The organism is Butyrivibrio sp. INlla14, assembly GCF_900102515.1.
GTDB lineage: Bacteria > Bacillota > Clostridia > Lachnospirales > Lachnospiraceae > Butyrivibrio.
On record NZ_FMVS01000020.1, the window covers coordinates 33465 to 47564 of the forward strand.

Here is a 14100-nt window from a genome sequence, read left to right on the forward strand (position 1 = left end):
TCTTTGCCTGTTACTTGACTCATTTCGAAAAAGGGAGCATACTTTTTTCTTAGCGTTAATTAATAGAAAGAAGGTAGAAAATGGATACAATTCAGATACTAAGGGATCTTGTGATCATAATAGTTGCAGCTAAGTTCTTTGGACTTATTGCCAGAAAGCTTCATGCTCCTCAGGTTGCAGGTGAGATAGTGGCAGGACTTTTGATAGGACCAACTCTTTTTAACCTGGTTCAGGCGGGAGATTTCCTCTCCGGAATGGCTGAAATTGGAGTTATTCTTTTAATGTTCAGTGCAGGTTTGGAGACAGATATAGACAAGCTCAAAAAGTCCGGCGTTAAGGCAACTATACTGGCATGCACAGGTGTAGGAGTACCCCTTGCACTTGGAACTATACTGTACATGGCGTTTTATGGCTTTGCTGCTCCTGGATCAGTAGAGTTTACAAAAGCTCTTTTTATAGGAACAATCCTGACAGCTACATCTGTTAGCATAACGGTTCAGGTTTTAAAGGAACTTGGGAAAATCTCAACTGAGGTTGGAACAACCATCATGAGTGCCGCTATTATCGATGATGTAATAGGAATCGTGGTTCTTACAGCGGTTCTGGGACTCAAGGATCCAAATGCCAATCTGGCTGCAGTTTGTTTAAAAACAGTAGCGTTTTTTGCCTTGGCAATCGTGGTTGGAATTATTATCTTTAAGGTCATGAAGAAAATGGAGCAGAGATGGCCCCATACCAGGAGAATTCCTATAATGGGTATGGCACTTGCCTTTGCTATGGCCTATGTTGCTGATAAGTACTTTGGAGTAGCAGATATAACAGGTGCCTATGTGGCAGGTATTATCTTAAGTTCTCTTGATGACTCAGAATACATTGACAGAAAGATGGACATTAACTCCTATATGATCTTTGGACCTATTTTCTTTGCAAGTGTAGGACTTCAGACCAATCTTAGAACTGTAGATATGACAATCCTTGCATTCTCAGTGGCCTTTGTAATAGTAGGTCTTCTGGGCAAGGTGATAGGCTGCGGATTAATAGCAAAGTGCCTTAAATACAACACTTCGGATGCTTTAAAGATTGGTGTAGGCATGATGACCAGAGGAGAAGTAGCACTTATTGTTGCTCAGCGTGGTCTTAAGGCTGAGATTATAGATAGCAGATACTTTACTGCAGTAATTCTGCTGATAGTTTTAAGCTCTATTTTGACCCCAATCATATTGAAGGCTATTTATGCTTCTGATGAGGCTAAGGGCAGAAATTAAGAGAAAAATTCTAAAAAAATTTTCGGCTTCCGCCGCCATATAAATGGCAGCGAAAGCCGTTTTTTACAACTTGAAATAGGCGATGATAAAACGATATAATGATAATATGATGAAGGAAAATAAGAGACCTATCAAAAGAAGTATTATCATATTCGCGCTGGTTTTTATTGCATTAATGTGCTTTGTTCTGAGCATAATAATGTATTCAACCTACACGACCTCTATTTACCGGTCCTACAACAGACGTATGCTGGATATCATAAACTATGTAGATAGCCACATTGATGTTGAGGACTTGTCAGAGTGCGTTGAAAGTGGCGAGGAATCCGAGAAATTTACGGCTCTTATGGCATTTATGGATTCTATCATGGAAGACTTTGACATTCATTACCTCTACATTGTCAGGCCTGTACTTGAGGATGACAGAATGTGGATGATGAATGTTATTTCTGCGGATACAGCTATCGGAAGAGAAACCGATCCTGATGGCTATTATCTGGGATTCGTCCTGGAAGATGTATATGATAGGGAAACTTTGGAACTGTACCAACAGCATCTTGATATGGATGAGATCAGCTATTTCAAGAATTTTAGTTCCTGGGGCTATGATTACACAGCGCTAAAACCTCTGATAAACGCAGAGGGTGAGCACTTTGCTGCACTGTGTGTTGACATCGAGGTAGACGATGTCCAAAGAGCAATAAAGACGTACACTATTTTTAATGTTATACTTATAGTCGTGCTTGGTATTATGTTTGTAACGCTTTTTATTCTGTGGATGAACAGGAACATCACTGAACCCTTGGTGAGACTGGAGAAAAGCGTTGTCTCTTTTGCAGAACGAAGTCATGAACAGACTGATCCAGATTTATTAAGCTATGATGATCCTCATATCCATACCAAAAATGAAGTAGAATCTCTTTCTAATGCAGTAAATCTCATGTCGATTGATATGAGAAATTATGTAAGAAATATCATTGCTGCAGAAGATAGAGTGCAGGACATGAAGAATCAGGTAACTCACATGGACATGTTGGCTTATCAGGATGCCCTTACTCATGTCAAGAACAAAGCCTGGTATGACAAGATTGAGGAACGCGTCAATGCTGATATAGAAGCTGGTAAGGCTCGATTTGCTATTTTGATGGCTGATCTTAATAACCTAAAAAAGATCAATGATAATTATGGACATGAGCACGGAAATGACTATATCTTTGGAGCATGTCACATAATCTGCGTGATTTTTGACCACTCACCAGTATTCAGGATAGGCGGTGACGAGTTCGTGGTTCTGATGGAAAACAGGGATTACGATGATAAGGATAAGCTCATAGAAGAGCTGAAGCTTGCCTACGAAGAGACTTCTAAGGATGAATCCAAAGAGCCTTGGGAACGCTATTCCTCTGCGATTGGAGTTGCTGTTTTTGACAGTGCTGTAGATAAATGCATGAATGACGTATTTAAGCGTGCAGATGAGGCTATGTACAAGCACAAACAAGAATCTAAAATGGCGAGAGAATAAAAATGGTTATAGCACAGTATTTTGTTGAGTTTATTTTTTACAGCTTTTTGGGATGGATATGGGAGTCTATCTATTGTTCTATCAATGAGAAAAAGTGGGCTGACAGAGGATTTCTTTTTGGCCCAATATGTCCAATATACGGCTCATGCGTTGTAGCAACATCAGCGCTATTTAGCTTTTTTGACTTTTTGTCTTCTCCAGATTTTCCAATCTGGGGGATTTTTATTATATGTTATATTGGAAGCGCAGTGGCAGAATACGCCACATCCTGGGTACTTGAGAAGAGATTTCATGCCAGGTGGTGGGATTACAGCAGACTGCCTCTTAATATAAATGGAAGAATTTGCGTTCCTGTAAGTATAGCTTTTGGTCTTGCTGGCGTAGCTATAGTCAGGTTTCTTATCCCTGCAATCCAGGGAATTCACGCAGTCGTACCAGGAATAGTCTATGAAATCCTGGCAATTATCTTTGCCGCTATTTTTGGCGCGGACTTCGCCCTTACAGAAGCTAGTCTTTCAGCCCTTCTTAAGGATGTTGAAAAAATGCATCAGGAATTTAATGAAAAGGCTCAGCAGAGGTACGATCTGTATGTTAAAGACTATGTTGAGAGAATGTCTTTAAACCAGAAGAGAATTATTTTGGGTATCAGCAAATTCACACCAAGGGTCGGAGTACCGAATCTCGAAGAATTTCATATTAAAAGATCCCGTCTTCATAATGCCCTCAAGGAACGCATTAGGGAAATGAGGAAATGAGGAATTGAGAAAATGATAGTGCATTGGTAATTGTTCCTGTTCTAGCGGGCGTTTCTGCGCTTTCTCCTGAAGGCAAGGCTTATATTGTGAGGGATGGGATTCATTCTATAGGAAAATTTACATCTATTTACTTGTTTTTTGAAATACGGATACGTTAAAAAATTGTCAATACGTATGGAATCTTTTTTCTTGTGAAAAAGTTGTAACAAATAATAGATAGATTAGTTTCTGCACCTGTGAAGTCTATTACTCATACATCTTTTCCCTAAATAATGCTAGAATAGTAGTATTTTAAAGTGAATATGCTTTTATAGAGGTCAGGAATTACCCACGATGGTACTGTTTTTTTGAAGAAAGAAAAATAAAAGATGTAAGGTGAAAATTTGCTCGTGTCTTTTTTCCTGAAAACTTCTTTCTGGATGTAAATTTATTTTCTTATTAGTAATCAGTAAAGTTTCCAAAAGTCATAGAAACACCTAAATTATAAGGTATGTATAGACTAGAGCAAAATAATACGGAACTAGAAGCCGATGTAAGGAATAATAAAAGGAAACGCAAAATACAAAATTAGTTTCTAATATGATTGATCATATGATTTTTGATTTGATAATATAGCCTGGCTGCGCTCTGAGGCGCAGTCAGGCTATAACAATAATACTTTTAGGGAGAATGAAACATGAATTATAAGAATATGCTTAGAATAATGGCGATGGTCATGAGTGCATCAATCGCACTTACACCTGTAACTGCATTTGCTAATGAGGCTTCAGATGAGGTAGTAGTAGAGGAGACAGTAGAGGCTGAAGCTACAGAGGATACAGCAGAGGCTGTTGTTACAGAAGACGCAGTAGAGGTTGTCACAGAGGAAGCGGCAGAGACTATTACAGAGGAGTCTACAGAGAATACAGCAGAGGAGCTTACGGAGGTTACTGAAGAGACAGCCGCTGAAGAGACAGAGGCAGAGACTATTGATGAGGCAGTGGCTGTAGACGAGACTGCTGATGTGATTTCAGAGGAAGCAGTGGAAGAGGCTGTTACTGAAGCTGACGATAAGGTTGCAGCAGATGCTGTAACTACTCCGGCACTTGATAAGAAGGCTCTTAAGATCTTAAATGATGCTGCATCTTATCAGGAGTCACTTGGAAATAATTCATTCAAGACAGGTCTTGCTGCTACTAATCAGGTTGAAAGATGCAGAAACCTTGCCAAGAATCTACTCGTATATAAGCTTAACTATATGGATGGAATGCTGGTAATTGGAACAGCTTATGATATGATGCATGGTGATAACAACTATATCCGTGTTGATTATAAAGATGTGACAACTGGCGAGATATTTGAAAAGTACTATGATTTCTACATGCAGGATTCACAGGGTAACAATGTCACAAATGCTCTTAAGTATCATACTGTAGACCGTATTACAATCGTTGAGAAAGGTGCTCTTACAGGAGAGAAGAAAATCGCTATGTATGCATATCCTACATTCGAGAGTAAGAGCAACGGAACTGTTGTATTTGACTATGACAGTTATAGCAAGCTTATCAGCCAGGAGTATAGAGACGCAGTTTCAGCTACTATCAGATGAGCAGGCTACTTAATTTCACTTCCGCCCCATTCAACAAGAGTAAAACCGGATCGGGTGGGAGTGATAATAGTCTGCTTTTTTATATCAACGTACTCATCACTTGCATAAAAGGCCATGAATACCCTGATAGTTGTGTCAGGGGCAGGATTTACCTTGAGCCTAGCATGATCAGTATAGGCGACCTTCTGGAAACTTATGACATTGTAGGCATTGTTCTCCATTTTTGGAAGCCAGTATTCGATAAACTGCTCTTTCTCTTTGGTATTGAGTCCGCAGGTGGTCAGGGTACTTTCCAAAAATTCTCTGGTGTCTTCGCCCTTAATACAGAATCCTTCGTCAAAAGTGTATTCTGTTTTTAGCATGGCTTCCCAGAACAAGTAGTCATAGGTTGTGCCATCAAGCCTGATATCGCCGTTTCTATTTGCTGTAACACTCCAGCCATTATTTGTGTTAAATTCAGGGATCAGCTCTGTGTAATAACCGTCAATATCAAGGTTTACGTTTATGCTGGTATTATCCTGTTCAGGATAAAGATAAATCGCAGGCTTAAGGGCAGGCTCCATTATCTCAGTTTCTCTTGAAAAATACACAACTCTATAGTCTCTTGAAAGTGCCTCTTCAAGCTCATCTGCATCTCCCATTCCGCTTAGTTTGGCACAATATTCATCAATTACACAGGTAACGCTTACTGGGTCAAATTCGCTCAGGGAGTGTTCGTCATTAAAATCATCAAATTCTTGTTTGGTCACTTCTTTGTCATCAATATAATATGTTGTCTCATCAGAGTCATACTTGGTTTTGGTGCAAAGCGTATGATCAAGTGCTGGTTTTCCTTCATTCATAGAAAAAACAAACTCTGTTGTAACAGTTTCTTCGTCATTTGATGAGAAATATCCGTAGAAAAAGCAGTTAGCTTTATCTAGATAAAAGAAATCCCCCGAATCACCATAAAATGGGAAACCTTCAATTTCCAGAGAAACAACTTCGCCTTCCTGGTATCCGTAAAGATATATATTAGGATCAGTTTCTTTTTCGTGCATAAGCGCCAGTTCATAGACATCATCTTCATCAAGATGAACCAACGCAACGCTTATTTCTTCATCATTATAGTTTTCTGTCAAAAAGTCTTTATAGGCCTTTACTTCGGGACTATCTATCGCCTTTGGAGCAGTTTCCTTTGGCGGCTGAGCAGTTTCTTCTGACGGCTTTTCTGAATCTTTCCCCTGCACAGTAACACTACTTGTTCCTTCTTCTGAAATATTGTTGCCATATAAGCTGCAACCTGTTATCAATAGCGCCAAAGACATGGCGCATGTTAAATACTTACTTTTTTTCATATTATGACCTCGCATACGCGTATTTTACTATATTAACATGTAGGGCCCAGGATATGTTGCGTAGTTTATTCTTTTTTAATTAAATACAGGGCTACAAAAGTGTCTCTTTGTAAACGATATATGGTAAACTTTTATTTGTTAAAAAAAACGGAGGTTTACTATGAAAAAATCAAGTAACTATCGGAAACTTACACTTGCCCTGATATTTGTATTTCTAATGGGTATTACCTGCATTTCAGGGTGCGGAAAAAAGGAAGAAAAGGCACTTTCAAAATATTGGGCGCCTGATTCTAACGCCGCAGAGAGCCTAAGAAACTATGTGACCAAGGTTACCAATGAGAAGGATGCGGAGAATTTCATTCCGGTTAAGGACAGAATAGCTGTTTTTGACATGGATGGAACGCTGACCTGTGAAACTTATTACACTTATTTCGATACCATGATGTTCATAAATTATTGTCTTATTGATCATCCTGAAAGGGTATCAGATGAACTAAAAGCCGCAGCCGCAGAAATAAAGCCAGGATACACAGCAGGAGAAGAACTAGCCAGAAATTTTGCCAAGGCTTATGCGGGAATGACAATAAAAGAGCTGTATGATTACGCAGTAGAGTTTGGTCAGAAGAAGACAGATAGTTTTGATAACATGCGTTATGCTGATGGCTTCTATTTGCCCATGGTTGAGGTGGTTAAGTACCTTTATGACAATGATTTTACTATCTATGTAGTCAGCGGAACTGAGCGTACCACCACAAGGGCTCTTGTTGCTAATTTTCCAATTAGTGAGTACGTGTCTCCGGCTCATGTCATTGGCACCGAGTTCGAGGTTAAGCAAAAAGGCTACGAAGACGTTTCTTCAAACATGGACTATAAGTACTCTGATGGCGATGACCTGGTATTTACAGGCGGCTTCATTCAAAAGAACTTAAATTCCAACAAAACAATCTGGATAGAAAGAGAAATAGGCCAGTATCCGGTTCTTGCCTTTGGAAACAGTGGCAGTGATACCAGTATGATGAACTATGCCCTGGATAAAAGAAATCCCTACCCTTCAGAGGCTTACATGGTTGTTGCAGATGACGATGTAAGAGAGTGGGGCAAGCAAAATTGGGAAGAGAAATCCGCGGATTATGCAGAAATGGGCTATGTTCCAGTTTCCATGAAAAATGATTTTCTTGAGATATATCCTGATTCTATAAAAAGAGCAGACATTCAGTACGTAGAACCAGCCGGTGCCCCAGACACAGGAGCAGGCGATAGCCAGAATCAGGATGATGCTGCATACACAGGAACAAGCGATGCGGCAGACACAGAAATAAGTGATGATGCAGCAGACACTGATTCAAGTGAAAATCTGGATCAGGAACAGGATAATGCTGCATGACTCCAGCGTAGCAGGAAAAAGGCCTTAAAAAATAGCAATATATAAGTAGCTATGAACCTCTGTGCAAGTTAAAATTGTGTAGACATCATTGTTTGGCGCATTTATTTTATGAAATGTGTCTTTGCTTGCAGAGAGGTTTTAGTTATGTGGATTGAGGATGAATACAAAGAAAGTAAGGACAATCCCTTACACAAGGAATTTGGGATATTGAGTAACACCAGATTTATTCTGGGGAAGATTCTTAAGTACAGGCCGGAGGTAGTGGCTCTTTTATTGCTGGGAATGGTGTGCTCATCTGTTCTTTCTTATTTCTGGGGGATTTTTGGCAAGTATGTAATTGATATCATTCAGATGGGGCTTCCGGAAAAAGAGGCAGTGGCCAGACTTATACGAATTGTTCTTGCGGCAGGAGTTATTGCATGCCTTTTGAACATAGGAAGTGTTTTATCGGATAATCTTATCTGGTATAGATTTATCTATGTGCGCATGCAAATGATCTCCGAGAGGATAGCAAGGGTCCTTTCGCTTAAGTATGAACTTATCGAAAGACCTGATGTTCTTGATGTGGCAAGGCGAGCAGAGCAGGCGACAGGTGGAAACATGAACGGCGTCGAAGGGGTGATGCGTTATATGCAGCAGCTTCTTACCAGCCTTTTTACTGTAGTGGTCACATTTGTGGCAGTTATGGTTCTAGATTTCAGACTTATCTTGGCACTTATTGTTCTGTGCATTATTCAGTTTTTGTACTACAGAAAAATAGTTGAGAAGGATAAAAAAGAGGTTTGGGATAAGCTCTCTGATTCCTGGAGAAAGACAGATTACATGGAGAGAGTCACCCAGTATTGTGACCATGCCAAGGAAATCAGGCTCTTTAATCTCTCTGAGTTTCTCTCAAAAAAGCAGGAAGAAACATACCTTGATAAAGAAGAAAAAATGGATCTTCATCATGAGCTTTGGTTCAAGAATTCCTTTGCTTCTCAGATAGCGAATGTTGTAATCAAGGCACTGATATATTCTGTACTGTTTTTTGCGGTATTTACCAAAGATTTATCTATAGGAAACTTTACATTGTTTTTGTCCTTATCTATGGCTTTTTCCCAGGCACTTTTAAATTTCCTGCAGCGCTTTGGAGATTACAAGAAGGCATCTCTGGAGACAGATGATTTCAGATCCTTTATTGAGCTTGATATAGATGACGATGAAAAAGACTGCATAGAGATTCCAAAAGCAGACACTTATGAAATTGAATTTAAGAATGTTTCCTATAAGTATGCTAAGTCAGAAACTTATGCTCTTAAGAATCTTAATCTAAAGCTTAAGCCTGGTCAAAAACTGGCTGTGGTAGGCCTAAATGGCGCAGGAAAGACTACAATGATCAAGCTCCTTCTAAGACTCTACGATCCCTCAGAAGGCGTTATTACTCTTAATGGCACAGATATCAGAAAATACAGGAGAGAGGACTATTACAAATTATTTGCTCCGGTATTTCAGAATGTTGAGATATTTGCATTTCTTTTGTCTGAGAATATTGCCATGTATAGCAGAGATGAGCTTGATAGAGACAAGGTAAAAGAGTGCGCTGTTTCTGCAGGTCTTGAAGAAAAGCTTGATTCTCTTGTAAAGGGAATTGATACGCCACTTACAAATGTGGTGGAAGATGATGGTATTGACTTATCAGGTGGCGAAAAACAAAAGCTGGCTCTTGCAAGAGCTCTATATAAAGGCGCTAAGATAGTTGTCCTTGATGAGCCCACATCTGCCCTGGATGCTATTGCTGAGCAAAGGCTGTATGAACAGTTTGATGAAATGATAGGGGAAAAGAGTGCGGTTTATATCTCTCACAGACTAGCATCTACCAGATTCTGTGATCAGGTTGCCATGTTTGAAAATGGAAGCCTTGTGGAACTTGGAAGTCATGATGAGCTTATGGAAAAGGGCGGTAAGTATGCAGAAATGTTTAACGTGCAGGCTCAGTATTACCGTGATAATCCAGAGGATCAGGGAGCAGAACAGGAGGTAGAGAAGGTTGGCTAAATTAAATAAAGACAGTAAAGAAAAAGTTTCTACTCTCCACAAGATACGAAAAGTTGTAGCTCTTTTATTCTCGTCAGCATATAAAAAATACCCGGGATTTTTCATGTGGGAGAGCATAAAAGCAATTTCTCAGATCCTTCAACCCTTTGTGGCAATCCTGATCTCTCCTCTTATAGTTGATGAGATATTAGGCGATAGGGATTTAAGAAAACTTATAATTTTGGCAGCAAGCCTTATAATAGGTGAGTTTGTTATTTCGATGATTACCAGTCGCAGTAGCACTGTGCTAAGTAAATACCAGCAAAGACTGGATGACTATTTTGCAATACTCATGGGGAAACATTCCATGGAACTTGATTATCAGCTGACAGAGGACAAAGAGGCCCTGGATCAGATTGAAAAGGCAAGAACAGGAATGAGCTGGTACTCAGGGGGCGTTTATGGCATCTCTGAAATTCTTTTTATGTTCATTACCAATATAGTCAGAGCTATTGGATTTGTCATTGTTATAGCGATGCATGCGCCGCTACTACTACTTCTTTTGGCTATATATTCACTTGTAAATCTGTACGTTGTATCCAAGCAGAACAAGATAGAAATTGAAGCCTTTGGAAAGCTATCAAAGGTAAACCGGCTCTTTGGCTATTTTGGCTGGGAAATAGTAGATACACGGTTTGGCAAGGATATTCGCCTTTATGATGCGCAGAAACTTATGCTTGATAGCTGGAAGAATAATACAGACAAGAGCAATAAACACTGGAGATGGCAGGCATTAACCCAGCTTCCATATAGTATTGGCGTTGACGTAATATCAGCTATAAAAGGTGCTGCGGCATACTTTTATGTAGGTCTTTTGGCTATAAAGGGAGTTTATGGTATTGGTACCTTTGTGCAGCTTATCAGCACGGAAGCTGCTCTTAACGGAACTTTGAGCGGGCTTGTCTGGAACGTGACGGATATTATCAAGAATTGCAACTACGCCTATGAGTATGTTTTATTCATGGAATATCCTGAGGCTCTTCCCAAGGGAGAAAAAGATATTTCTAAAAAGCCTCATGAAATTGAATTCAGGCATGTTTCTTTTTCCTATCCAAAGACTGATAAAAAGATCCTGGATGACATCAACATTAAGATAAGATCAGGTGAACACTTGTCTATAGTTGGTTTAAACGGTGCCGGAAAAACTACCTTTATTAAGCTCCTCTGCAGGCTTTATGACCCAACGGAAGGTCAGATTTTAGTTGATGGAGTAGATATAAGAGATTACGATTACAGGCAGTATATGCAGCAGTTTGCGCCTGTATTCCAGGATTTTAAGCTTTTTTCTTTTCCTATAGATGAGAATATAGCTTTTGCCAATAAAGATAAGGGTAAGATTGATGAGTACATTGATCTGGTGGGACTAAAAGATAGGATTGATGAGCTTGAAAAAGGCACTCAAACTAATTTATTCAAGTATTTTGATGAAAAGGGAATAGAGCCTTCTGGAGGTGAGCAGCAAAAGATTGCAATTGCAAGGGCTCTGTATAAGGACAGCCCAGTAGTTATCCTGGATGAGCCTACCTCTGCTCTTGATCCATTGGCAGAATATGAAGTTTACAAACAGTTCCATACCCTTGTGGGTGGTAAAACAGCCTTTTATATTTCCCACAGGTTATCAAGCTGCAAATTCTGCGACAGGATAGCTGTTTTTTCTGAAGGGAAAATTGCTGAGTATGGCAGACATGATGAACTAATTAATATACCATCAGGTATATACGCAAAAATGTTTGAGGCTCAGGCAAAATACTACAGAGATGTTAGTTGAGATAAGTAATTAAGTAGCGGGTGTTTTTTTTGAATAAAATGCACCCGCTTACTTTTTTTCGTAAATAAACGCAATAATGGTAAAGCATATAGCAATATTTGGGAAGTCTATAAGATGCGCAATTGTTAGAATGAGTGTGCTCGAGCACAGCTAGATTCTATTACACAACTATATGGAAGGAGATTCAAAAACAGGGAATGAAAAAAACTAGATTAATTGTTGGGGCATTAATGGGAGCTCTGGTATTTGGTTTATCTCCAATGAGCGTTAAGGCAGATAATCCAATCGTCCAGACAATTTACACAACAGATCCGGCACCGCTTGTTTATGGGGACACGGTGTATGTTTATACCGGACATGATGAGGATGGTGCTGATTACTATGACATGAGGGATTGGCACTGCTATTCGACAAAAGATATGACCAACTGGACAGATCATGGAGTTGTTTGCTCGCTCGGCACATTTAGCTGGGCTAAGAGTGATGCCTGGGCTGGTCAGGTCATTGAAAGAAATGGAAAGTTTTATTACTATGTTCCCGTTATTGCGAAAAGGGGCGGAAATTCTATAGGTGTAGCAGTATCAGATAGTCCTACGGGACCATTTAGAGATGCTATCGGAGGCCCACTTTGTCAGGGCTACAGCTTTATCGATCCTACTGTGTATATTGACGCAGATGGACAGGCTTATCTTTACTTTGGAAACGGATCACTTTACTATGTGAAGCTTAATTCAAATATGACCTCGTATTCAGGTGGAATCAACAAGGTAAGCGCTGGCTACAACAGCACATATGTTGAGGGACCATGGTTTTATAAGAGAGGAAATCTTTATTACATGCTATATGCGGCAGGAGGTATTCCTGAGCATATTGCATATTCTACCAGCAATTCACCAACAGGCCCATGGACTTATAGAGGAGTCATCATGCCTACAGAGGGCAGAAGCTTTACTAACCATTGCGGAGTAGTAGACTTTAAGGGGCATTCATATTTCTTTTACCATAATGGTGCACTGCCGGGAGGAAGCGGATTCGCCCGCTCTGTTGCTGTAGAAGAGTTTAAGTATAACTACGATGGCACTTTCCCTACTATCAAGATGAGTACCGCAGGACCTAAGGCTATCGCAACTCTTAATCCTTATAAAAAGGTTGAGGCTGAGACTATCTGTAATTCATCAGGCGTTGAGACAGAAAGCTGCAAAGAAGGCACCATGAACGTTGGCTATATAGAAAATGGTGACTGGATAAAGGTTGCAAATGTAGACTTTGGGAATGGCGCAAAATCTTTTGATGCCAGAGTAGCGTCTCCTTATGGTGGTGGCAAGATAGAGCTGCGTCTTGATGGGGTTAACGGTAAGCTGATTGGAACACTGGATGCTGGTCAGACAGGTGATTGGCAGAAGTATGCGACTAGAACCTGCGAGGTTAGCGGTGCAAGCGGAGTACATGATTTATTCTTTGTATTTAAAGGAAATGGCGGATCTCTTTTAAACTTTAACTGCTGGCAGTTTACAGCAGCCGGTGGAAGTCAGCCATCTCCAGCACCTGCGCCAAGCGAACAGAACATAAACAACAACTCAACTGCAATTATAAGTGATGGCTGGTATTATCTTAAGAACACAAATTCCCAGAAATACCTGACGGTTGAAGGAAATGCGTTTAATAACTGGACAAACGTATGCATCAGTAGCGGAACAGGCGCTGATGGACAGAAGTGGTATGTAACAAATACAAATGATGGATATATTACCCTTACAAGCGCACTGGGCGATTATATGCTTGATATTTCCAATGGAAAAGATGAAGATGGCGCAAATATTGGTATTTATTATGGTTATTCAGGTGATGCTCAGAAGTTTGTGGTAAAGAATACCAAGACAAATGGAGTATATACTATCGCTACCAAGGCTTCTAACCAGGTCAGATATATAGATGTGTATCAGCACAAAAAAGAAGACGGAGCAAATGTATGTCAGTGGCTATACTATGGAAATCCTAATCAGCAGTGGATTTTCGAACCTGTAAGCACTCAGCCCGAGCCTACACCAGAGCCAGAACCTTCACCGGAACCTACACCTACCCCTACTCCAGAGCCGGAACCAGTTGTAGTTACCACCGGGCTAGAGCTTGGATATACCATAAATAGCTGGGGATCAGGATATCAGATAAGCTATAAGATTTCCAACAATACTGGGAATCCAGTTAACGGATGGACATTAAAGATCAGAAAAGATCAGGTTAATATTGATTCCAGCTGGAATGTTAATATCGAGACTAGTGGTGATTATTATGTAATTACCCCAGTTGATTTTAACAAGTCTATCCCAAACGGCGCCAGCATTGAGTTTGGTTCTATCGGAGTTGGACAGATAGGTGATAGCTTTGAATACACGTTAGAATAATCTAAA

The 14100-nt window shown here is 40.0% G+C and carries 9 protein-coding genes; 8 read left to right on the forward strand and 1 reads right to left on the reverse strand.

Annotated features, from left to right (window positions below; translation table 11 throughout):
* The first annotated feature begins 80 nt into the window (after window positions 1-80).
* The 4 genes from BLO53_RS13095 (at window position 81) to BLO53_RS13110 (ending at window position 5130) form a co-directional block, all read left to right on the forward strand.
* A complete protein-coding gene (locus BLO53_RS13095) occupies window positions 81-1265 on the forward strand; it encodes a cation:proton antiporter (RefSeq protein ID WP_092062466.1) in 1185 nt (394 codons plus the stop codon).
* 82 nt (window positions 1266-1347) lie between these two features.
* Window positions 1348-2787 carry a GGDEF domain-containing protein gene (locus BLO53_RS13100; RefSeq protein WP_092062469.1) on the forward strand — a complete coding sequence of 480 codons (1440 nt, stop codon included), beginning with the start codon at window positions 1348-1350 and terminating at the stop codon, window positions 2785-2787.
* A gap of 2 nt (window positions 2788-2789) precedes the next feature.
* The gene (locus BLO53_RS13105) at window positions 2790-3542 is read left to right on the forward strand and encodes a putative ABC transporter permease (protein WP_092062471.1); all 753 of its coding nucleotides are present in this window, start codon (window positions 2790-2792) and stop codon (window positions 3540-3542) included.
* Between the two features lie 676 nt (window positions 3543-4218).
* A complete protein-coding gene (locus BLO53_RS13110) occupies window positions 4219-5130 on the forward strand; it encodes a hypothetical protein (protein ID WP_092062475.1) in 912 nt (303 codons plus the stop codon).
* A 5-nt stretch (window positions 5131-5135) separates the two neighbouring features.
* Here BLO53_RS13110 and BLO53_RS19665 read toward each other — a convergent pair whose 3' ends face one another.
* Entirely contained in the window at window positions 5136-6467 is a 1332-nt protein-coding gene (locus BLO53_RS19665) for a hypothetical protein (RefSeq protein WP_092062478.1), read from the reverse strand.
* A gap of 160 nt (window positions 6468-6627) precedes the next feature.
* Between BLO53_RS19665 and BLO53_RS13120 the strand changes: the two genes are divergently transcribed.
* From BLO53_RS13120 to BLO53_RS13135, 4 genes are all read left to right on the forward strand, one after another.
* Window positions 6628-7851, forward strand: coding sequence for an HAD family hydrolase (locus BLO53_RS13120; RefSeq protein ID WP_092062481.1), 1224 nt, complete (start codon window positions 6628-6630; stop codon window positions 7849-7851).
* A 144-nt stretch (window positions 7852-7995) separates the two neighbouring features.
* Entirely contained in the window at window positions 7996-9885 is a 1890-nt protein-coding gene (locus tag BLO53_RS13125) for an ABC transporter ATP-binding protein (protein ID WP_176757281.1), read from the forward strand.
* Window positions 9878-11692, forward strand: a complete 1815-nt coding sequence (locus BLO53_RS13130) for an ABC transporter ATP-binding protein (protein ID WP_092062487.1) — start codon at window positions 9878-9880, stop codon at window positions 11690-11692. The genes BLO53_RS13125 and BLO53_RS13130 overlap by 8 nt, the downstream gene beginning before the upstream one ends.
* A gap of 197 nt (window positions 11693-11889) precedes the next feature.
* Entirely contained in the window at window positions 11890-14094 is a 2205-nt protein-coding gene (locus tag BLO53_RS13135; RefSeq protein WP_092062490.1) for a family 43 glycosylhydrolase, read from the forward strand.
* Window positions 14095-14100: the final 6 nt, after the last annotated feature.

Excerpts from the sequence above, each read along its gene's own strand:
- BLO53_RS13135 (WP_092062490.1), top strand. The coding sequence starts at position 11,890 with ATGAAAAAAACTAGATTAATTGTTGGGGCATTAATGGGAGCTCTGGTA.
- BLO53_RS13105 (WP_092062471.1), top strand. The coding sequence starts at position 2,790 with ATGGTTATAGCACAGTATTTTGTTGAGTTTATTTTTTACAGCTTTTTG.
- BLO53_RS13110 (WP_092062475.1), top strand. The coding sequence starts at position 4,219 with ATGAATTATAAGAATATGCTTAGAATAATGGCGATGGTCATGAGTGCA.
- BLO53_RS13095 (WP_092062466.1), top strand. The coding sequence starts at position 81 with ATGGATACAATTCAGATACTAAGGGATCTTGTGATCATAATAGTTGCA.
- BLO53_RS19665 (WP_092062478.1), bottom strand. The coding sequence starts at position 6,467 with ATGAAAAAAAGTAAGTATTTAACATGCGCCATGTCTTTGGCGCTATTG.
- BLO53_RS13125 (WP_176757281.1), top strand. The coding sequence starts at position 7,996 with ATGTGGATTGAGGATGAATACAAAGAAAGTAAGGACAATCCCTTACAC.
- BLO53_RS13100 (WP_092062469.1), top strand. The coding sequence starts at position 1,348 with ATGATAAAACGATATAATGATAATATGATGAAGGAAAATAAGAGACCT.
- BLO53_RS13120 (WP_092062481.1), top strand. The coding sequence starts at position 6,628 with ATGAAAAAATCAAGTAACTATCGGAAACTTACACTTGCCCTGATATTT.